General features: G+C 43.0%; 17 protein-coding genes. 12 read left to right on the forward strand and 5 right to left on the reverse strand.

Going from position 1 to position 21385, the window contains the following annotated elements:
- Window positions 1–554: 554 nt before the first annotated feature.
- Complete coding sequence (locus FLL46_RS25215) at window positions 555–965, reverse strand: DUF3718 domain-containing protein (protein WP_142934958.1); 411 nt, start codon at window positions 963–965, stop codon at window positions 555–557.
- Between the two features lie 283 nt (window positions 966–1248).
- The gene (locus FLL46_RS25220; protein WP_142934960.1) at window positions 1249–1677 is read right to left on the reverse strand and encodes a DUF3718 domain-containing protein; all 429 of its coding nucleotides are present in this window, start codon (window positions 1675–1677) and stop codon (window positions 1249–1251) included.
- Window positions 1678–2049: 372 nt separating this feature from the next.
- On the opposite strand from FLL46_RS25220, the gene dusA reads away from it, so the two are divergent.
- From dusA to FLL46_RS25265, 9 genes are all read left to right on the forward strand, one after another.
- Entirely contained in the window at window positions 2050–3024 is a 975-nt protein-coding gene (gene dusA, locus FLL46_RS25225) for a tRNA dihydrouridine(20/20a) synthase DusA (RefSeq protein WP_142934962.1), read from the forward strand.
- 292 nt (window positions 3025–3316) lie between these two features.
- On the forward strand, window positions 3317–3985 hold the full coding sequence (gene pspA, locus FLL46_RS25230; protein WP_142934964.1) for a phage shock protein PspA: 669 nt from the start codon (window positions 3317–3319) through the stop codon (window positions 3983–3985).
- 101 nt (window positions 3986–4086) lie between these two features.
- On the forward strand, window positions 4087–4323 hold the full coding sequence (locus FLL46_RS25235) for a PspC domain-containing protein (RefSeq protein ID WP_142934966.1): 237 nt from the start codon (window positions 4087–4089) through the stop codon (window positions 4321–4323).
- Between the two features lie 144 nt (window positions 4324–4467).
- Window positions 4468–5001: a copper chaperone PCu(A)C gene (locus tag FLL46_RS25240; protein WP_142934968.1), complete on the forward strand. Its 534-nt coding sequence runs from the start codon at window positions 4468–4470 to the stop codon at window positions 4999–5001.
- Between the two features lie 81 nt (window positions 5002–5082).
- Window positions 5083–6144: a DUF2333 family protein gene (locus FLL46_RS25245; protein ID WP_142934970.1), complete on the forward strand. Its 1062-nt coding sequence runs from the start codon at window positions 5083–5085 to the stop codon at window positions 6142–6144.
- A gap of 82 nt (window positions 6145–6226) precedes the next feature.
- Complete coding sequence (locus FLL46_RS25250) at window positions 6227–6829, forward strand: RNA polymerase sigma factor (protein WP_168204320.1); 603 nt, start codon at window positions 6227–6229, stop codon at window positions 6827–6829.
- Between the two features lie 126 nt (window positions 6830–6955).
- A complete protein-coding gene (locus FLL46_RS25255; RefSeq protein ID WP_142934973.1) occupies window positions 6956–7528 on the forward strand; it encodes a hypothetical protein in 573 nt (190 codons plus the stop codon).
- Entirely contained in the window at window positions 7525–8415 is an 891-nt protein-coding gene (locus FLL46_RS25260) for a DUF4097 family beta strand repeat-containing protein (RefSeq protein ID WP_142934974.1), read from the forward strand. Before FLL46_RS25255 ends, FLL46_RS25260 begins: the two co-directional genes overlap by 4 nt.
- Before the next feature lie 253 nt (window positions 8416–8668).
- The gene (locus tag FLL46_RS25265) at window positions 8669–10933 is read left to right on the forward strand and encodes a tetratricopeptide repeat protein (RefSeq protein WP_142934976.1); all 2265 of its coding nucleotides are present in this window, start codon (window positions 8669–8671) and stop codon (window positions 10931–10933) included.
- An 84-nt stretch (window positions 10934–11017) separates the two neighbouring features.
- Here FLL46_RS25265 and ppa read toward each other — a convergent pair whose 3' ends face one another.
- A complete protein-coding gene (gene ppa, locus FLL46_RS25270; protein WP_142934978.1) occupies window positions 11018–11566 on the reverse strand; it encodes an inorganic diphosphatase in 549 nt (182 codons plus the stop codon).
- A gap of 488 nt (window positions 11567–12054) precedes the next feature.
- On the opposite strand from ppa, the gene FLL46_RS25275 reads away from it, so the two are divergent.
- The 3 genes from FLL46_RS25275 to FLL46_RS25285 all read left to right on the forward strand — a co-directional run bounded on the left by FLL46_RS25275 (window position 12055) and on the right by FLL46_RS25285 (window position 16139).
- Window positions 12055–14079: a sodium-translocating pyrophosphatase gene (locus FLL46_RS25275; protein ID WP_142934980.1), complete on the forward strand. Its 2025-nt coding sequence runs from the start codon at window positions 12055–12057 to the stop codon at window positions 14077–14079.
- A 252-nt stretch (window positions 14080–14331) separates the two neighbouring features.
- A complete protein-coding gene (locus tag FLL46_RS25280) occupies window positions 14332–15399 on the forward strand; it encodes an Hpt domain-containing protein (RefSeq protein WP_142934982.1) in 1068 nt (355 codons plus the stop codon).
- 104 nt (window positions 15400–15503) lie between these two features.
- Window positions 15504–16139 (forward strand): energy transducer TonB, encoded by a 636-nt coding sequence (locus tag FLL46_RS25285; protein WP_168204321.1) that lies wholly within the window; start codon window positions 15504–15506, stop codon window positions 16137–16139.
- Between the two features lie 86 nt (window positions 16140–16225).
- Here FLL46_RS25285 and FLL46_RS25290 read toward each other — a convergent pair whose 3' ends face one another.
- Window positions 16226–17494: a 6-phosphofructokinase gene (locus FLL46_RS25290; protein WP_142934985.1), complete on the reverse strand. Its 1269-nt coding sequence runs from the start codon at window positions 17492–17494 to the stop codon at window positions 16226–16228.
- 313 nt (window positions 17495–17807) lie between these two features.
- A complete protein-coding gene (locus FLL46_RS25295) occupies window positions 17808–21290 on the reverse strand; it encodes a S8 family serine peptidase (protein ID WP_142934987.1) in 3483 nt (1160 codons plus the stop codon).
- Window positions 21291–21385 lie beyond the last annotated feature (95 nt).

The raw sequence follows: 21385 nt of genomic DNA on the forward strand, positions 1-21385 counted from the left end.
ATATCCTCACAAGGCGATACATCTGTCATCTCGACCGAAGTGGAAAGTGCCCCTAAAGATTGCGTAATGCTAAAAATCTAAAGTTAACCCATTTTTAAAAACACCATACTTAGTTACGAAATAATGAGAGCCGCTAGTTGTTCAATGTCTGCAGGAGAACTCTCCACGTTGGTCGAGATAACAGTTAGGTTGAGACGTTTAAATTTAGGTGGTATTTGCATATTCTCACAAGGCGATACGCCTGTCATCTCGACCGAAGTGGAGAGATCCCCTAAAGATTGCACAATGCTAAAAATTTAAAGTTAACCCATTTTTAAATCGCCGTACTTAGTCGCGAGATGGTGAAAGTTGGTAGTTGTTCAATGTCTGTAGGAGAGCTCTCCGAGTTGGTCGAGGTGACAATTAGCTTAAGACGAGATGTCTGTTAGGTTAGGGGGCTTCATCTCAATTGAAGTTGGAAGAGTTTCCAAAAAATATAGTTGAAATTAAAAAATGGGATAAACAAAAAAGGGTAGCTGAGAGCTACCCTTTCAAAACTTACAACACTTAATCAATTAGATTTTAGAGTTGTACATATCCACAAAAGCTTGTTTACTGGCGTCGCCATTGGACACTAGTTTTTCAGCAAATTGGATAATTGTGATTCCGTCATCTTCTGGCTTGGTCAACAGCTTTTTATTGATCTTCGCCGTAATATATTTTGCAGCGTTCATAGAACCAGCGTTAGTAGCAACTCGTAAAAGGCTACCTTCCGCTCCACAACGAATACCGCTATAAACCGCTTTCAAACGAATTCGCGCAGTGTCCAGCTTTTTACGCATAGTTCTTCTATCGTCTGACTTAGCTGATTCACAAAGACTAACAGCAAGACGATCAAGGCTATCTGCTTTAGTATCTGATACAGAAAGTCCTAATGTAGCAGCAACGACAATAGCAGAAAAACTAATCTTTTTAACAATATTCATTCAGTAGTACTCCAGTAAAAAAGAACCCAAGAGTTACCTTCTCGGGTGTTAATAAATTCGTTTGTGTAAAACCGCGAATCAATCCAGACTTTGATTGAAGCCAATATTTAATACGCGGTATTTTTCGGCTGGTTATCAAAAAACTTTAGAAGAAATTTAAAATTTTTTTATTAACCGTAAAACAAAAAGTTAACTCTTGTTCGTTGCAAAAAAACGAGCGGCCGCAGCCGCTCCTTTGCTTCGAGAGGAGCTAACTCTTCGACAACAACTTGTCAAACAGGAATTAAAGTTTTGAGTTATACAGGTCTACAAAAGCTTGTTTACTTGAGTCGCCAGCGGCAACAAGCTCTTCTGTATATTGGACGATAGTTTTGCCATCAGATTCTGCAGCGGCTAAATTCTTTTTGCCGATTTTAGTTGCAATAAATGTGGCTGCTTCGATGGAACCTGATTTGGTAGCAACTCTTAAAAGGCTGCCCATAGGTCCGCAGTGGATTCCGTCATAAATATTTCTAAGGCGTAACTTAGCTGATTTCAACTTTTTACGCATACCGCTTCGATCATCTGATTTAGCCGCTTCACAAAGGCTAGCAACTAGACGTTCTACGTCATTGGCTTGGGTTACGTTGGAAAAACTGATTGCGCTCATTGCTACTACTGAAAAAAGTGCGCTTTTGAATGTCGTAGATAACTTCGAATTTTTTGCTTTCATGATTTAGCTCCTCATATGATTAAAGGCTTAATAAAACAGCCAATAAAAAAACTCCTTGATCGGTATCTGCGAGATTTTAGTTTTAACTCGAAAGACACAGCCAGCCTTGGCTTTTGAACCTCAAATCCAGATTCTTATTGATGAAACGATTGGATGTGATGTTCAGTTGATACAAGATGTATCGGCAACATCTCAAAATGCTTAACTATTTTTTTCAAAAATTATTTATTTTTTTTTAACTGATTGAATTAATTAGTGAAAATATTTGGGTTTAAAGAAAAAATATGCTCAAGCAGGCGGTAAATTTGAAGCAAAGTGGTCATGAAATTGATAAAATAGCCTCTTCAAACTTGCTTGCGGTACTTCGTATTAATGTTAGATAGACGTATTTCTATTGCCCCCATGATGGATTGGACTGATCGTCATGATCGGTATTTTCTGCGCCAGATAACTAAAAAAGCAGTCCTCTATACAGAGATGGTGACAACGGGGGCCATTTTATTTGGAGAGGCTCAACGATATCTGCAATTTAGATCAGACGAACATCCTGTTGCCGTACAATTAGGTGGCGGAAATCCAAAAGAGTTGGCCCGCTCTGCGGTTATTTGTGAAGATTATGGATATGATGAAATTAATTTGAATGTTGGATGTCCCTCTGATCGTGTTCAATCAGGAAAAATCGGCGCATGCTTGATGGCTGAACCTGAATTGGTGGCCGAATGTATCGGCGTTATGTCTGCCGCAGTAAATATTCCGGTAACAATAAAACATCGTACTGGTATAGATGATGAGGATAGCTATGAGTCATTAGCTAATTTTGTTAAGACTGTCGCAGAGGTTGGTTGTCAGACATTTATTATACATGCACGTCAGGCTATATTATCTGGGTTAAGCCCGAAGCAAAACCGCGAAATTCCACCGCTGTGTTACCCAAAAGTTTATCAAATCAAACAGGAATTCCCCAATTTAGAAGTCATTATTAATGGCGGAGTCAAAACCTTGCAAGAGGCTGAAGCGCATTTACAACATGTTGACGGCGTGATGATTGGGCGAGAGGCTTACCACAATCCATTTATTTTGGCAGAAGTTGACTCAAAATTTTATGGTGAATCGTCAGAACCTTTTTCGAGGTTACAGGTTGCCAGGGCTTTGTTACCTTACATTGAGCAAGAATTAGCCACTGGAACCCGGTTACAGCATATAGCCAGGCATATCCTTGGGCTATTCCATGGCCAGCCGCGAGGAAAATTGTGGCGACGATATTTAAGTGAAAATGCCCATAAGGAAAATGCCGGATGCGAAGTTATTGAACAGGCGCTTAAACTGGTAGAAGGCGCTGCTATTTAGCCCTTGAGACAACATTGTTTTCTTTTTTCGTTGGTGTGATTCAACTGGGTTAGTGGTATTGTCAATTTCACTAATTTTTAGTCCGTATGCCTACCTGCCGATTTTTTACTGGTCTTAAAATCTCTCTGAATTATTGTGCCAAAAATGAAAATTCCCATATAAATCATTGTTTTATGATGGTTTTGGTTAGTCTTGGCACGATCTGTGAAAAGAACTTAGCAAACCACAATTTAAACTAGTCCGTTGGTTGTGGGGTATTTCAGTTTGCAGCTTTTAAATAGAGAGGAATCAAATGAGCGTATTTAAGCGTTTTTCAGATATCGTCAATAGCAATGTCTCAGCCATGTTGGACAAAGCAGAAAATCCAGAAAAGCTAGTTCGAATGATTATCGCCGAAATGGAAACGACGTTGTTTGACGTGAGAACACAATCCGCTAAAACCATCGCGGATAAAAAAGATATGCAGCGACAGCTAAAAAATATGGCTGAAGAAGTGGAGCTTTGGCAAGCCAGGGCTGAAAAAGCGCTAAATAAAGATCGCGAAGATCTTGCCAGACAAGCCCTTCAGGAAAAGCGCCGAGTTGAGCAGGCCATTGAAGCCCAGACAAATGAGCTAAAGGAACTTGATACTGCATTAATGAGGTTGGAGCAGGATATCAGCAAGCTTCAATCTAAGTTAAATGAGGCGATTGCGCGTCGTGATGCGATAGTAGCAAGACATGAAACGGTTAAGTCTACTATTCAAATGCGAAAACAAATTGATGACTCCGCCATAAACGAAGCACTTCACAGATTTGAGCGGTTTGAAAAACGCATGGATGAACTGGAGGCGGAAGTTGAGGCCATGGATTTAGGACGTAATGCTAGTTTAAGCGAACAGATTGATGCTCTTGGAAACGATGAAAAACTCGACGCTGAATTAGCTGAGCTAAAAGCCAGAATCAATAAGAAAGCGTCTTAATGATGAGGCAATCGGTGGACTTCCATTGTCCGCCGATTAGATAAGCAGAGTTGTTTGGAACAAGTTGAACGATTAAACAAGACAGGGGTTGGAGAACGAATATGAGTAAATATAGCCACTATCGACGTTATGACAGCGGGTATTATGACAGAAGAAGTTACGACAGTTATCGAGAGCGACCAAGAGCTCGCAGTAAAATAATGGGCGTATGCGCTGGGCTAGCGCGTCAGTTTGGATGGGATGTTACGCTGGTAAGAGTGGTCGCAGTATTGTGTTTATTGACCTTTACTGTACCTACATTTTTTGCTTACGTGATTGCAGGGGCACTGTTTTACTAGGCCCTGAATTAGGAGTCTGTGACGCTATTTTTACTAACTCAAATAAAGATTCTGGCTCGCGAATAATTAAATCCGAGTCAGGTAATTTCAATACTCCTATGGATTTACTAAGAGGCTTCTTTAGATTCACCTAAAGGAGCTTTTTTGTTAAATAGTTATCCTAAATTGCGACTTATGTTGGTAAAATCAACTATCTTTCATCAAGTAGCAAGGCTAACTGGCTTTGTATCAATCATCACTATAGCGGCTCAAATAATGAACAAAATGAAATTATTGCTCACCATCCTTTTAATGTTTGGAACTGCTCAACTGCTGGCTGGAAATCATGAATCTATAGAAATTTCAGATGTTGTGATGCCGAAAGTTCCATCAGTCAGCCCAACAGCGGCGATTTACCTGACAATTACCAATACTGGAAAATCAAAAGTTGCGCTGCTCGATGCCAGCACAAATGTTGCCCACCATACGATGATTCATCAGTCAAAAGTAGAGAATGGCGTGGCAAAAATGAAGCATGTCGACAAGTTGGAAATAGAGTCCGGAAAATCCTTGAAATTTGTCCCCGGTGGATACCATATAATGTTAATGGGAATTGACAAAGGGCTGATCACTAAACCGTTTGAAGTTCACCTTACCTTTGAACAAGATATTAAAGAGAGTTTTACGGTAACGCCATAGCACCAGATTGAAAGCATCGAATGAATTAAAACTCGATACGTTTGCTCCACAAAAATTATTGACAGACCAAGGAAATAAGCCATGTTGAAATTTTGGAATAAGAAAGCCGCAGTTAGCGAGGAAGAAGTCGTCCAAGATTCTCAAAGCGATCAGGAAACTGCTTCTTTGACGAGGTTAATCAGCTACAGTGTCTTGTTGGTTTTTATTTTATTTTACCTACTTGGAATGTACTGGAGCTCAGAACCTGATCAATTCAGTGTTAATGACGCCGGTGCCTACCGGACTAATGGCCAGGATAAGCAACTGATTGTCGGTCATACTACTGTTATTACAACAGAAAAGATTGCAAACACACTACTGAACAAACCCGGTGGTTTTCTTAGTAATGATGTCCTCCCGCCATCAGTTTTTCTTGATAATATTCCTAATTGGGAGTTTGGCGTATTGGTTCAGGTGAGAGATATGGTGTCAGCGTTGAGAAACCATATTAGCCGTTCTCAATCGCAATCATTAGAAAATTCATTGCTTAAAGAAGCAGAGCCATTGTTAAATAATGATCATACGCTATGGATATGGCCAGCGGCAGAGAGTAAATATGAGAAAGGAATCGCGCAATTGGCTGCTTATCGAGAGGAGCTTGGCAAGCTTGATAATCCCGATGCACAATTTTACGCCCGGGCTGATAATCTGAGAGCTTGGTTAACCCTGGTTGAAAAAAGGCTTGGTGGTTTATCACAGCGATTGTCTGCATCAGTTGGTCAGGAAAGAATCAACACTGATCTATCTGGCGACACAGCTGCATCGCAATCAACAGAAAGCGCATCGAACCTTTCAGTTAAAACCCCCTGGCTAGAAATTGATGATACTTTTTATGAAGCTCGTGGCGCCTGTTGGGCACTCATTCATCTTCTGAAAGCTATCGAGGTTGATTTTGCGCCGGTGTTAGAAAAGAAAAATGCTAAGGCAAGTTTTGCGCAGATTATTCGCGAATTAGAATCTACGCAAGAGACTGTGTGGAGTCCAATTATATTAAATGGCGATGGTTTTGGCTTTGTCGCCAATCATTCACTAGTAATGGCTTCTTATATTAGTAGAGCCAATGCCGGGTTAATTGATTTACGTGAACTCTTATCTAGAGGATAAGTCAGATTGTTGATTTATTCAGCTTTTTTGAAAATTGATATAAACCATTCGCTTGTTTTTGTCGTCAATTAGAGTAATAGCGTTGAGTAAATATGATAAAAGTGACAAGCGAGCACATTCATTGCAGGCGAAAAAGCAGGAAATAGAAAACCGCGAAATTAATCGGCTGGAGCAAGTTTCCAACTGGGTTATAGAATCAAAAGCAGGCAATGTTCGTGCATTCGAGCAACTGTATCGGGAGTTTTATCAACGCCTATTGATGTTTTGCCGTCGTATGACTGGTTCAACTGAAATTGCAGAGGAAATTCTACAAGAAAGTTATGTGAAGGCTTGGTTAGCATTGCCTGAATTTCGGCAGGAAAGTGGTTTTTACACCTGGCTAAGAAAGATTGCTTCTCGTCTGGTGATCGACAGGTTACGTTTAAAAAGTGAGAAAGTCTGGCAAAAAGCGGTAGAGTTTGATGACAGCACTATTTTTAGCCAATTAGGTGCTGAGCATAAAATGGATTTGGACCGATTAATTACAAAATTACCTGATGGCGCCAGGAATGTTTTTGTGTTGCACGATGTTGAAGGCTACGGGCATCGTGAAATTGGGTTAATGCTGGGTATTGCGGAAGGAACATCCAAAGCTCAGCTATCCAGAGCCCGCACGTTATTGCGAAATCAATACGTTAGCCGTTAATAAAGGCCTGGTCATATTGATTCAGCTATATCAAAAATGCCGGTTAGTGAATGTCCCTTGCGACCAGTACTCAATTAACCAGTACTCAATGAATAGTCGTAAGTGTTTTAACGCAGGAGACCGAAAATGGAAGACGAACCCACAGTCGACCTGAAAAAAGAACGAGAGTTGGCGGCAGCGATCAAACAGTTGCCACAACAAACGGAATCTTCAAGGGATCTTTGGCCTGAAATTGCAGCCAGGTTGCCAAAACAGGACACAAAAGTTTACACTCCGCGCTGGATACCCTGGTCAATTGCAGCTACCCTAGCGATTAGTTTTAGTTCGGCATTTTATAGTTGGAAAAATCTACAGACTGCGCAGCGGGTTTATGCCGATAGTCAGAGAGTGTTATCGGCGAAGCAGGTGATTCCGCTACAGATTAAAGCAATGGAGCTTGAGTACGGTTTAGCAAAGTCGGCGCTTATTACGCAGATTGGTTTAAATTCGTCACACACAAACTCTGATCTGCTCTCTGAAGTAAAAAGCCATTTGTTGATTATTGAACAAGCGACTAAAGAATTGAAAGCGGCGATTGTAAAGCAGCCTGACAATCCCGGACTGCCAAAGTTGTTAAAGGCGACCTATCAACAGGAGTTGACAGTGTTGTCCCAGCTGGCGAAATTAAATCAAGATGTGTTTAGTGAGGAAAAAATATGAAGAAGTTGGCTCCACTATTTGTCCCGTTATTTTTCTTCGGTTTCTGTTCACTGGCGATGGCCGGCGACAAAGTTGATAAAAGTCTTGATGTTGAGGCCGAAGGCATTGTTGAAGTTCACAATGTACGTGGTGACATAAAAATACGAGGTTGGCAGCAAAACCAGGTTAAAGTTTCTGGTACTTTGGACGATTTAACAGAGAAGTTTGTGTTTAAGTCTGAAGGTGGGCACACTTTTATTAAAGTAAAACTGCCAAGAAATTCTGGCTCAAGAAGTCGTGAAGGTTCAAAGCTAAAAATTATGATCCCAGTCGGTTCAAAGCTGATATTCTCCGGCGTCGCGACTGATGTTAACGTCGCAGAAATTAATGGTGGAGTCGATATTAATTCAGTGAGCGGTGATATTAAAGTAAAGAACACGCAGGGCAGAACTTATATTAATAGTGTCAGCGGTGAGTTGGAACTGGATGATATTGACGGCAGTCTTGAGGTGTCTACTGTTAGCGGCGATCTCGATGCTAAAGTAAGTTGCAAGAAGCTAAGTATTAGCGGCGTGTCCGCAGATTTGGTAGTTAAATCAGAACAAATCGAATCTGCGAGTGTTTCAACGGTTTCTGGAGACACAAGAATATATGGCAGTTTGCTGGAAGAAGGCGAACTTAAACTCAGTAGCGTTTCAGGCGAAGCTTTTTATTACGTCAAAGGTGGCTTGAATGCCAGAATTTCTATGGAGACTGCACCTGGTGGTGATATCGTCAACGAATATTCTGAAGATAGGCCCAAGAGTACCTTTATCAACTCACATAATTTACGTTTTACCGCCGGTAACGGTAGTGGTGTCATTCGCATGTCAACGGTGAGCGGCAATATCGGGCTGAAAACTAATTAATTCTTTGAATTAGTCAGACTAATTAAGTATTAATATTAGAAACAAAAAGATAGTACAAAAACATTATACAACCTTGAATCTGATAGTATTGAATCGAAAATGCCTAAGAGAGCGCGGAATTCATTATTTTCGTTAACGCGAAATAAAAATGGGATTGTTAGTGGCAAAAATCCGCCAATTTCGTTGAACTTGTCGTCCTTTAGGTTATGATAGATAAATCAGACTCTTATGAGCTTTATGGTCAGGAATTCTCATGCCGGGTATTTGGGAAGAAGTAAAAACTCGAAAGATCTTTAAGGCAGCGACCTTCTACGCTGCTATTGCATGGGGTATTATCCAAATAGCCGATATTCTGCTGCCCGTTCTGGGTATAGCTGATTGGGTTATGTCGTCGATGGTATTGATGGCATTTGCCGGTTTTCCCGTCGCATTAATTGCTGGGTGGATGCTTGATATTCGAATTGAGCGTAAGCGTGTTGCCAGTGTTGAAAGGGGAGATGCGGATGGTGAATTCACTGCCGCGAATTATCGAGCCAGGTTCGCTGAGCTTGCGGTAATTACGCTCTTTGGAATTGGAGCGGCCTTCCTTTACTACAACAGTGCAAGTGAACCAGCGCAAGCGAGTATTGCTGAACCTGGAAATTTGCAGAAAATGATCGCGCCGCAAAAAGATCAAAAAACCATTGCGGTTCTACCTTTTGCTAACTTTAGCGACTCAAACGAAGACGAGTTTTTTGCCGACGGTTTGTCTGAAGAATTGCTCAATGTATTGGCGAGAAATAAAAAGCTGCGGGTTGCCGCAAGAACATCATCGTTTCAGTACAAAAAAACCAATATTAATATTAAGACAATCGCTCATGAACTAGGCGTTCAATATGTGCTGGAGGGGAGTGTCAGACGTTCTGGTGACCTCATTAGAGTAACTGCTCAGTTGATTAAAGCGGACGAAGATGTTCATGTCTTTTCAAAATCCTGGGACCGTACCACAAGTAACGTTTTTAAAGTGCAAGATGAAATCGCACAGTCAGTGCTCAATGAATTAAAAGTGAGTCTACTTGGGGAAACCGAGCCTGAGACATCTGAAATTGGCACCCAGAATATTGCTGCGTTTGCCGAGTATTCCCGTGGTTTGGCTTTTTTACGCAATCGTGGAAAAACGGATTTTGAAAACGCGATTAAAGACTTTGAAAAAGCACTGGAAATTGACCCTAATTATGCGGAAGCGATGGCAATGTTAGCGGAAGTCCATTTGTTAAAAGTCAGCTACGGATATATCAAAAAAGATGAAGGGGTTGAGAAAGCGAAGCCGCTTGTTGAAAAGGCATTACAGTTAAATCCTAAACTAGGCGCGGCGCATGCAGTTAAAGGGCTTATGTACTGGCAAATGGCAAATTCGAAAAAGAAGGAAGGCAAAAAAGAAGAGCTCGAAATTGCGAAAGTCCATTTGCTGAGGGCTATTGATATCAACCCCTCGATTGCCGAAGCCTATATGTGGTATGGCTCGATATTACAAGAAGAAGGGAATTTTTCCGATGGCGCAAAACTGCGGAAAAAAGCTTATGAAATTGACCCACGCGCTGCAGTCGTTGGATATAACAGGGCTAAAGACCTGGTTCGATATGGGGATTATAAAGATGCCATGGACGTGTTTAATACTGTTGTGAGAAACAATCCTAACTATCCTGCCGCATACAGTATTGCCGGCGAGGTGAGTTACAATGTTGGCCAATTGGATCAAGCCTACAGCATGTACAGTCGATTTGCCCAATTGGGTGATAATGAAATGTCCTGGTTAATCAATTCTAGTCGAATATTTATCCCGCTCGGAGAATTCCAGTTGGCCCAGCAAAATATCGATCAGTTGAAAAAATTGGAAATGGGTAAGCATGATTTCGGTAACAAATTTGACTGGTTGCAAGCGTTTATCTGGATTGCTAGCGACGACATGCCAGCTTATTACAATTGGGTTGAGAGTTTTGAGGAATCGACCCAAGATTGGGGACAGCGATTGTGGCGAGGCTTAGCTTTGATGAAGCAGGAAAAGTGGAAACTTGCACTTGAAGATTTAGCTGAGTCATTAGCGTTAGCCCGTGCCAAGAACCCGGAGCGCGTTGATGAAGATACAATTCGCATTCAACTATTTTTAGCCCGAACCTATAAAGCGCTTGGAAATCAACTTAAGTCAGAGCATTATCTCAGCGTGGTTGATAGTGAAGTTCAGCAATTAAAAGCAGAAGGTTTTGATTCGCAATCGATTCGATATTTACAGTCTGCGTTGGCTGCGTTAAAGGGTGAGCAGAGAAACGCGTTAGCCTTGTTAAGGCAATCGGTCCAAGAAGGTTTTGTAGACTTTTGGTGGGCTGATGCCGATCCTTCGTTTGATACTGCCAGACAAGACCCAATGTTCTCAACGATTAAAAGTGAGTTTAAGATTCGTATGAAGTTAATGCAAAATAATATCGAATCACAATATGGTAAGTTGGTCATGAACCAACCGACGAGTGAAAGTGGTAACTAGTAAGTGATGCTATAATTTTTCGACTAAAATTTAGGCAATAAAAAAGGCGATTAGATAATCGCCTTTTTTATTGATTTTCTATTATTAGAAAGCGGGTTTTTCAGGTGCTTCTTCGTAACGATTAACGCTATCGGTAATTTCTGCTTTCGCTTGTGCTGCGTCACCCCAACCTTCAATTCTAACCCATTTTCCAGACTCAAGATCTTTGTAGTGCTCAAAGAAATGCTGAATTTGGTTGAGTAGAAGCTCAGGTAAGTCAGAGTGCTCTTTTACATTCTGGTAAACAGGCGTTAACTTGCGAACCGGAACAGCTAATATTTTTGCATCAGTACCTGATTCATCAGTCATTTTTAATACGCCGACTGGACGACACTTGATAACCGAACCAGCTAAAAGCGGGAAAGGTGTCGGTACTAAAACGTCAACCGGGTCGCCATCTTCAGATAATGTGTGTGGCACATAACCATAGTTAGTTGGGTAGTGCATACAGGTGGCCATAAAACGGTCAACGAAAATCGCCCCTGAGTCCTTGTCTACTTCATACTTAACTGGATCTGCGTGTGCTGGGATCTCGATAATTACATTAATTTCTTCCGGTAAATCGTTACCAGCGGGTACTTTGTTCAGGCTCATTTTGGTGTACTTGTTTTTGAAGATAAAATTTTGGCGCGTATTATAGCGATACTGCACCGCAAAATAAACTCTTAGCGAAAATTATTTAAACAGCTTATTAATCAATAACTTAAAATAACGACTATTCGCTTATTTACCTCTCGTTTAATTACTGTTATACAGAAGCAGGAGTTTTTTCCTGATTCAGTCGAACAATACTGATTTATAAAACTTTTACCTATGGCAGATGGGCTACCGAGAGATACGGTTGTTGATTTTTAGGAGGCACCGTATCTAACGATCCCTGTCATGCAGTTGGTTCGCCCGTAAGTAGTGGGGTATCGCTGATACCTGTAAACAACAATATTTGTCTTGCTAACTTTTCTTACTGCGGCCAATGGCTTCAAGTCGTCACCAGACTGTTTTGAGGTCAATGATAAGAGATTAGAGTTAAACCAAAGTTAAAGAAAGTTGGCTCGGAAATATCATCTTAACTGTTTGGGGGAAGTATGGATCTTGTTCAATTACCGCCAGTATTAGGCGTGGTAGGGCTGGTTGCAGCCTTTGTGATTTACCTTTTTATTCAAAAGTATTCTGGTGGTGAAGGCAAAACAGCAAAAATTGCCGCAGCAATTCATGATGGTGCGATGGTGTTTATGCGTCGCGAATATACCATTCTCGGTGGGTTTCTAGTTGTTCTAACTGTTTTATTATTTATTGGTTTTGGCTCATGGCATACACCCACCGCGTTTGTGGTTGGTGCATTAAGTTCTGCTATTGCCGGGTATATCGGTATGTACACCGCGACTAGTGCAAATGTCAGAACCACTGTCGCAGCATCGGAAAAGGGGGCGGCCTCAGCTTTGACCGTCGCATTCTATGGTGGCTCCGTGATGGGGTTAGCTGTGGCATCAATGGGACTGCTTGGTTTGGGCAGTATGTATTATGTTTTCGGTGGAAACCCAGAACATGCGGAAGCGATTCACGGATTCGGTATGGGGGCTTCAGTGGTTGCGCTATTTTCCCGAGTAGGCGGTGGAATTTTCACCAAAAGCGCGGATGTCGGGGCTGATCTGGTTGGAAAAATAGAAGCAGGCATACCTGAAGATGACCCTCGAAATCCTGGGGTAATAGCTGACAATGTCGGTGACAATGTCGGTGATGTGGCAGGCATGGGCTCCGATATTTTTGAGTCGTACTGTGGCTCCATGATTGCGTCAATTGCCATTGCGTCAACAATGGCCGGGACAACTGTGGCTGCATTGACGGGGGGTGACAATAGAGAGGCCTTGATGTTTCTTCCATTAGCGCTTGCGTCAGTAGGGCTGATTTGTTCGATCATTGGCATTGTCATCGTCAAGTTAGCCTCAAATGCCGAACCAGCAAAAGCGCTTCGAACGGGGACACTTGGCGCAACCTTACTTTTAATTGCCGCTGCGTACGTGTTAATCGACTGGTTGGGACTTTCCGTCAATATCTGGTATTGCGTCATTTGCGGTGCTGTCGGCGGTAGTGTGATTGGCCTGGTCACAGAATATTATACTGGCGGTAAGCCGGTTCAAGAGTTAGCCCGTGAAGGTGAAACAGGACCGGCAACGGTCATGATTGCCGGGTTAGCTGTTGGCATGGAATCTGTGGTTATTCCTGTGTTGACTATTGCCGGAATTATTTTTGCCAGCGCGGAGTTACTTGAAGGTGCCGGTGTTTACGGTGTTGGAATCGGTGCCGTTGGAATGTTAGCAACAGTTGGTATAACGATGGCCATTGATGCCTATGGCCCGGTTGCTGATAACGCCGGTGGAATAGCAGAAATGGCTGAGCTCGGCGAAGACGTTCGAGAGATTACTGATGGGTTAGACGAAGTAGGGAACACCACCGCTGCAATCGGTAAAGGATTCGCTATTGGTGCTGCCGGTCTTGCTGCTTTGGCTATCATCGCCGCATACATTGAGACTGTTTCGAAAAATATTGATGGATTTAAATTAGAAGTAAACGATCCGTTAGTATTGATGGGCATGTTTATCGGCGGCATTTTTCCATTCCTGGTTTCTGCGATCACAATGAGAGCAGTCGGAAGCGCGGCATTTGATATGATCAAAGAAATACGTCGGCAGTTTAAGGAAATTCCGGGCCTTCTTGAAGGTAATGCCGAGCCGGATAATGCCAAGTGCGTGGATATCGCGACTCAAGCGGCACTAAAAAAGATGATAATCCCTGGGGCGCTCGCTGTGTCTGCGCCAGCAGTGATCGGATTTGGATTGGGCGCTCAAGCACTGGGCGGAATGTTAGCGGGAGCGTTGATTACTTGTGTGCTGTTAGCGTTAACGATGGCCAATGCCGGTGGCGCCTGGGATAATGCCAAGAAGTATGTTGAGAAAGGGAATTTTGGCGGCAAGGGATCTGATGTTCATAAAGCGGCGGTGGTTGGTGATACCGTCGGCGATCCGTTCAAAGATACCTCGGGTCCTGCGATGAATATACTGATTAACGTGATGGCGATTGTTAGTCTGGTGATCGCACCGTTACTTTCATAGTTGCTATTCCTGGGGTCACTCCCGGCTGTACAAAAGGGCTCGAACGAGCCCTTTTTTGTTGCTATGTCATTAATAACTCACATTTTTTCTTTATTTTTGCCATACTTTGAGAGAGTGCAATTTGATTTTGTGCTCAACTCATTAACATGAGACAACAAGCCGAGTTTCGGGTCGTACGGGTATATGCCTAAATAGTTTGGGTAGGAAGTGAATAAATATAAAAAATACCGGGTAGAAATTTGAGTAAATCTGATGAGTTATGAATCCTTCAATGAGCTAGAAGACGAAGTCAAACAAGAGTTTTATGAGGACGTTAAAGCAGCCATAAAGGACATTAATGAATGCGCGACAATTTTAGAGTCTGGCGCAGATGCTGGTGTGATTGACAGAATGTTTCGTGCCTTGCACACGGTGAAAGGCAATTGCAATATGGTGTTCCTCGAAAGGTTTGTAGATGCAAGCCACAAACTGGAAGATTTATTTTCAGATATTCGAAGCGGAACAATCGATTATGATGATATTTATGGACAGTTTGCGGTAGTAGCTGTCAGTGAAATTGAAAAGCAATTGGATTCGTTAGTTCAAAAAGCTGAAGTCGACGAAAATGTTTTAGAGCGTCTTGAACAAATTATTGATCAAATCGAGAACAACCAATCAGGTCAACGTCTTGCTATCACAGAAAAAGCGATTATCGCAGTTCAAGACGGTCACTTTAACTTAGATCTGGTTGCCATCAATGAAGAGCATGGCCGGGCTTTTAGTTTTCTTGACGCGACCGACTCAGAGTTTTTCGAATTTATTTCGGATAGACAGGCTCACGCCGATCCACTACACGAACAATTTATGTCTATCTGTAACACGTTAGCACTCAAACTTAATGAAAAACTTGGACGTCGTGTTGATGAGGACCAGCTAAGCGCCGCGGTTATTTTTTTAGGATTGTCTCGGTTAATCGCGGTGGAAAAGGAACCAGGCCAATTAACTATTGAGCAAGTATTTTTTGCATCAGGTTTGCTTTCCAGAATGTCCGGTTGGAGCGTGGCCGCGGAACTTGTATTACAGTCTTCAGAACGTCACGACGGGACCGGATTACCTTTAGGGTTAAGCAATGACAAAATCTTGCCCGCCGCTCAAGTCATCGGGCTCGCTTTTGAATTTACTTTTATTGTGCTGCAAAATAGACAACAGGGATACAAACAATCTCTGTTTACTGCAGTCAAAGCAATCAATGCGCAAAAGGATACTCGATTCAAAGCGCGTCTTATTGAGCGTTTTAATAATCTCGTAAAAAGCGAGTACCTGACTACACAGATGTGGTAAAAACTTCTTCACAAAAAATAAAAAAATAAAAATTCATAAATTAAAACCCCTATTTTGACGTATCGCGTTTGTAACAAATGCTAACAAAATATCAGGAGTGGTTTATGAAAAAAATATTTGCGTTTGGAGTAGCTGTAGTATTTTCTTTTTTTCTTTTCGGTTTGATGAGTAGCTTGATTGATCAGGAAGCACATGCCATTGACTCAGAACCACCGGTTCCGATAGATATCATTTCAGTTCCTAAGGATACTCCCGTTGAAGTTATAACGCGACGACCTCCTAAAAAACCGCCAGAATTAAAGCCGGTAAAAAAACTAACAAAAACTGTACGCGAATCGAAGCCCGAGAAGGCAACACCGATGAAGGTAGCATTCTCAACAGGCGGAATCAAAGGTTTTAAGGCTTCCTTTAAACCTGGACTTGTTGGTGATGCTATGGGAGTCGGTTCGGCTGTTAATGGTGATGGTGGTTTAGCGCCTAAAGTCAGAGTTGAACCGAGTTATCCAATGAAAGCCGCAGCAGATAATATTGAAGGCTATGTCACGTTATCCTTTGATGTTAATCCCCATGGTGACCCGGTAAATATTAAGGTTGTTGAAGCAAAACCAAAAGGATACTTTGAAAAGAGTGCACGCAAAGCGTTACGTAAATGGAAGTACACTCCTGAGAAAAAAGATGGTGCAGCGGTTTCAACTTTTAATCAGAGCGTGACACTAGAATTTAAATTAGCTGGCGAGTAAACGCGAAAGAAAAAAATGAAGGTAATCCTTCGTCTGCAGGAAAAAAACTCCGCTCAGGTGAGCGGAGTTTTTTTATGTTTAGAAAATTATATTTCGAACTTTTTACGAAGTTTCTTTTTTACTGGTTCATTTTTAAGGGTGACGTATTGCGGTAAACCATTTTTGTATGGAGGATAAGATTCGCCTTTAATCAATGGCAACATATAGTCACGACACGCGTCAGTGATGTGCATTCCATCGGCAGAAATATATTTTCTCGGCATCATTTTTTCGACATTTGCTACCGCAGATAATGGTGCTTCACCGATGCTCCATTTGTAAGATTTAGTATTTTTTCGAACGATAGTAGGCATGACGGAATTTTTGCCTGCGACTGCAAATTCGACCGCTGCTTGTCCCATTGCGTAGGCCTGTTCCACATCGGTTGCTGAGGCGATATGACGTGCTGCACGTTGAAGATAATCCGAAACTGCCCAGTGGTATTTAAAGCCTAGTTCCGCTTTAACCATTTGCGCTACAACGGGTGCGACGCCACCAAGTTGCTTATGACCGAATGCATCAACGGTACCTGCATCTGCCAGGAAAGTGCCATCTTTATACTTGGCACCCTCAGAAACGACAATTGCACAGTACCCAAATTTCTTTACACATCGGTTCACTTTCTTGAGAAATTTTTCTTTATTAAATGCAATTTCAGGAAATAAGATAATGTGTGGTGAGTCACCTTCTTTCTCTGCCGCCAGACCGCCTGCTGCAGCAATCCAACCTGCATGTCGTCCCATTACTTCCATGACAAAAACTTTGGTTGAAGTTTTCGCCATTGACGCCACGTCAAACCCGGCTTCTCGAATTGAAACCGCGACATATTTTGCCACGCTACCAAAACCTGGGCAGTTGTCAGTAATCGGTAAATCATTGTCGACTGTTTTAGGAATACCGATACAAGTCATGGGGTAACCCATCGTTTCGCTTAATTGAGAAACCTTGTGTGCCGTGTCCATTGAGTCGCCACCGCCGTTATAGAAAAAGTACCCGATATCATGCGCTTTAAAAACTTCAATAAGTCTTTCATATTCAGCACGATTTTCTTCAATACTTTTTAGTTTATAACGACAAGAACCAAATGCACCGGATGGAGTGTGTTTTAAAGCTGCGATATCTTTTTTAGATTCTTTACTAGTATCAATCAAATCTTCGGTTAAAGCGCCGATAATACCATTGCGCCCCGCGTAGACTTTACCGATTACCTTTTTGTGTTGACGGGCTGTTTCAATAACGCCGCAAGCCGACGCATTGATTACCGATGTAACACCACCTGATTGAGCATAAAAAGCATTTTGCTTTTTGGCAGCCATGAAAGAGCTCCTGAGATTGAAAATTTTTGTTGGCGTATTATAGAGCCGAATCAATATAAAATGACAGTATAAAATCGGCTATTTCAATGTCTGATGTGGTCGCCCATTATGCCCACAGGCCTACTATACGCTGCAATGAGCGCCTAATCGGCCTGCAATAACTCCTTATGTCAGTTTTTATCGACTCAACTCTCAATCAATTCGGCAAGCGGTGAGAAGTATTTTTTTATGAAAGAGTAAGAGGTATGAAATATAAAAAGAGAGTGCTGAACAGCACTCTCTTTATTTTTTTGATAATAGCTAATGGGTGGCTTTAACGTAAGCCTCGCAGAAATCGAAGGGATTTCGATCTACCTGCACAAATGGCAATAATTAACATCAACCACAAGCTCGCGCCACCACCACCTGAACTGCTACTTCCTCCGGTGTTTCCGCCGCCGCTACTTTGAGCTTGAACGCTAAACGAGGTTGTCGCGCTTTCTAACTGAGCATTAGGTAAATCCACATTATGATCAACGGATAGATTGACGGTTTGTCCCGCAACAGAGGCATCAGCCTGTAAGTTAAACTGAAAACTTGCGTTGCTGCCGCTGACAGTTGTGTTCCAGCTAATAGTGCTACCACTCATTGTTGCACCGTTAGTCAAACTCGTTGCGTCTGCGGTGATGCCGGAAGGCAGTGTAATTGTCGTTGTATATTGACGTTGCTCGTTGGAGCTTGGTGATACCGTAACAGTAACTTGAAGATTACTACCAACAACAACGCTACTCGCAGATGTGCTAATCGACACATCATTATTGTCGCGGCTTAGGACAAATGAGCCAGTACCAATATCGCCGATGTTTGAACCGCGACTCAGTGCTACCACGCCGAAATATTGCGCGCCGTTTGTATTGAGGGCAGAGTAGTTTAATCCCAGGTTAAAGGGAGTCGTTCCATCTGAAGATGTTGGTGCATCGATTGTCAGGTTCTGGCTTGGGCTATTTCCAATTACGCCGCTAATGGAGGTAAATGTGTCGTTTCCTGAAGCTGCGCCGCTCCAGTTTTGAACCAGAATCCAGTAGTTCCCTGCGACGGGTTTGTTGAGTTGGATTCGCTCATCTGCGCCAGATGAAGTACTTGAGGCTAACGTTTCTGACTCCTGCGGTTGCCCGTCACCATTGGTATCTCTGCCGATAAAGAGATCAAGGTCGGCTGCCGTTGAATTGGAAGTCTGGGCAAATAATTGCGTACTGCCTGCAGCGACGGTAATGAGCTCAAAAGTTACACCATCGGTGAGGTCATCAAATGCCGAACTATTATCCGAGTCTGCGGCCAGTGATTTTTGTACCGGCGTACTTTCTACCATAAAGCCTGCCGCTTCTAGCGTCGGTGATGTAATCGTGACGATATTTTGAAGCGTATGCTGGCCTGAATTTCGTTGCGAGGAGTGGGTAAAGGCTTCAGGCATATTGCTATTATTGACTTTAACGGCAACTGGAAATTGGGTTGTGGAAATAGAATTGTTGGTGGGAGTTAGCACTAATCTACCGAATAACCAGTCTCCGTCAACACCGTTAATATCAGCTGTGATTGACAAATTTTGCGTCGCCCCTTGAGCGAGCGTAAAGTTATCTGGTGTGACACCTAAAGTTAGTCCTGTGTCAGTGACAAAACTGGCATTCCAGGTTCCTGCCGTTGCAGCGGAAACTGTTCGCGTCCAACTACAAGATACATTACATTCAGGATCGGTCATTCCTGGTAAGTTAAGGGTCCGCGGATCGCCACCGTTTGAGGGATCGGCTGCGGTAAAATTATTGATAGTTTCGTCCATCAGCAAACCAGCGTTTGCTGCAGCTTGAATATCAATTCTTCCACCACCTATATCGAAGGCGTCAGCAGGTGTGGTTCCGTCTTCTTTGACTAAACTGGTCACCGCTGTCGACATCAAGGCTGAATGAATTTGGCCTGCAGTCCAGGTAGGTTTCAATTGTTTAATTAACGCGGCAGCACCTGCCACGTGAGGGCTTGCCATTGAGGTACCTTGAAGGAAGGCATAATCAACATCACCAATTCCTGCGGCAAAGATACTAACGCCTGGTGCGGCAACCGAGGGGGTTATCACGCCATTTGCCGTCGGGTTAGGGCCACGAGAGCTAAAGGCTGCTGTTATATCTGCGGCTGAAGGGTCAACACCTACAGCGCCGTTGGTGCCGTTGATTGTCCCCATATGATTGGAGCCCGATGCTAACCAGGTTCTTAAGGTATCGCCGTTGTTAGCATTAATATGGATACCAGGAACCACATAAATATCATCGGCTAAAAAATTACTGCCGCCTTGTATATTGGCCAGAATAAATCCGCCAGCACCACCCGCAGCGACATGTTGGGCTTTTAGTACTCGGGCAATTTCGCCGCGATCGCAAACAACAATTTGTCCGCTAAATGTGCCTTGTGGAAACGGGTTAAGGCATTGTTCCGGGTTAGTGTCGCCGTTTGAAAAGTTACCGGCATAGACGATGGGGGCTGTTATCGAAGCTGTTAAACTACGACCACTAATTGTGCCTGGCGGGGTTGTAGAACCACCGCTCATGTTAGAGAGTGTTTTGGTTGGGAATGCACCACGATCATGCGTACTGGCGGCCACCGATGTTATCCAGGGCGCATCGCCGGGAGAGCCTACAGTTTCTGGATTGGGGCCATCATTTCCAGCAGATGTAATGGCGATAATACCGGCTGCTCTGGCGTTGCGATAGGCCAGCGAATCTGACGCAGACCAGGGATTAAACGCGGAACCACCAAAAGAATAGTTAATCACATCAACGCCATCAGCGACTGCCTGATTAATGGCCGCCACCGATGCGCCGCCCGATGCAATTCCGTCATCGCCAGATATGCGATAGGCTATAAGATTGGCGCGAGGCGCTACGCCAGATAAGTCGAGTGAATTCCCTCCGCCTAAGTCAAAAGAAAGCCGATTGCCAACTGCGGTGGAAGCAACATGAGTCCCATGACCGTCTGAGTCTTCAGGGTCGTTCACACCGTCAGCAAAGTTATATGCGCCAATTAGTTTATTATTGCAATATCCTGCGTTGGTAGCGCAATGTCCAAGGAAGACACCGTTACCTAATGGGTTTACATGGATGTAACCGTCGGTTGGGTCAACCTGTGCAAAAGAAGGGTGATCGTGTCTGATGCCGCTGTCTATGACGGCCACAACAATACCTTCGCCCTGTGCCGCAACTCCTGTTGCTGAAGCGTCCCAAGCAGCAGGTGCGTTTATTAATAATGGTCCACGATCAGTCTCGGCTTTGATTTTCGGGGCCAGAATAACTGACTTGATACCAGGTAATGAGCGTAGGAGCGCCGCCTGGCTGGAAGTGATGTTCACAGTGAATCCGTTCAATACATGCTGGAAAGTAAAGCCGATATTGAGATCCTGTTTCAGGTGTTGGGCAGCATTTGACATGATATCTTGTTGCTGTTGTTTTAAGTAGCGAATATAGGTTTGACTCGCTTTGCTGTTAACATCAAGCTTTTTTCCCGGAAGTCCAACTTTTGAAACTGAATTGTTTTGCAGGTTGGTTGCGGGCAATCCGTTAATTTCGCCGTTATAACTCGCCAGTGGCGAAGCATCTAACTGGACGATGTAGGTTTTTTCAAGCAGAAAGTAATGCTTATTTTCTTCCGCTTCCAGCGATTGCCGGGCGTGTGCGGAAAATGCCAGGTGGAGCAAACCTATGATGAAAGCGATGTTCGCAATAAATTGCTTAAAATTATTGTTTGTCAGTGCTGCTGTCTTAAATAATGGCTTCATAGTGACCTCTGAGACTGGTTTTTATTTTTTGAATAGATAAAAGAGAGAAGTGGAGTGATTTTCGCGCTTTGGAACATTTGTTCTTAAATGTCAAT

The organism is Aliikangiella coralliicola, assembly GCF_007004725.1.
GTDB lineage: Bacteria > Pseudomonadota > Gammaproteobacteria > Enterobacterales > Kangiellaceae > Aliikangiella > Aliikangiella coralliicola.

Coding starts and splice junctions, on each gene's coding strand:
- FLL46_RS25215 (WP_142934958.1), bottom strand. CDS start 965: ATGAATATTGTTAAAAAGATTAGTTTTTCTGCTATTGTCGTTGCTGCT.
- FLL46_RS25220 (WP_142934960.1), bottom strand. CDS start 1,677: ATGAAAGCAAAAAATTCGAAGTTATCTACGACATTCAAAAGCGCACTT.
- dusA (WP_142934962.1), top strand. CDS start 2,050: ATGTTAGATAGACGTATTTCTATTGCCCCCATGATGGATTGGACTGAT.
- pspA (WP_142934964.1), top strand. CDS start 3,317: ATGAGCGTATTTAAGCGTTTTTCAGATATCGTCAATAGCAATGTCTCA.
- FLL46_RS25235 (WP_142934966.1), top strand. CDS start 4,087: ATGAGTAAATATAGCCACTATCGACGTTATGACAGCGGGTATTATGAC.
- FLL46_RS25245 (WP_142934970.1), top strand. CDS start 5,083: ATGTTGAAATTTTGGAATAAGAAAGCCGCAGTTAGCGAGGAAGAAGTC.
- FLL46_RS25255 (WP_142934973.1), top strand. CDS start 6,956: ATGGAAGACGAACCCACAGTCGACCTGAAAAAAGAACGAGAGTTGGCG.
- FLL46_RS25260 (WP_142934974.1), top strand. CDS start 7,525: ATGAAGAAGTTGGCTCCACTATTTGTCCCGTTATTTTTCTTCGGTTTC.
- FLL46_RS25265 (WP_142934976.1), top strand. CDS start 8,669: ATGCCGGGTATTTGGGAAGAAGTAAAAACTCGAAAGATCTTTAAGGCA.
- ppa (WP_142934978.1), bottom strand. CDS start 11,566: ATGAGCCTGAACAAAGTACCCGCTGGTAACGATTTACCGGAAGAAATT.
- FLL46_RS25275 (WP_142934980.1), top strand. CDS start 12,055: ATGGATCTTGTTCAATTACCGCCAGTATTAGGCGTGGTAGGGCTGGTT.
- FLL46_RS25280 (WP_142934982.1), top strand. CDS start 14,332: ATGAGTTATGAATCCTTCAATGAGCTAGAAGACGAAGTCAAACAAGAG.
- FLL46_RS25285 (WP_168204321.1), top strand. CDS start 15,504: ATGAAAAAAATATTTGCGTTTGGAGTAGCTGTAGTATTTTCTTTTTTT.
- FLL46_RS25290 (WP_142934985.1), bottom strand. CDS start 17,494: ATGGCTGCCAAAAAGCAAAATGCTTTTTATGCTCAATCAGGTGGTGTT.
- FLL46_RS25295 (WP_142934987.1), bottom strand. CDS start 21,290: ATGAAGCCATTATTTAAGACAGCAGCACTGACAAACAATAATTTTAAG.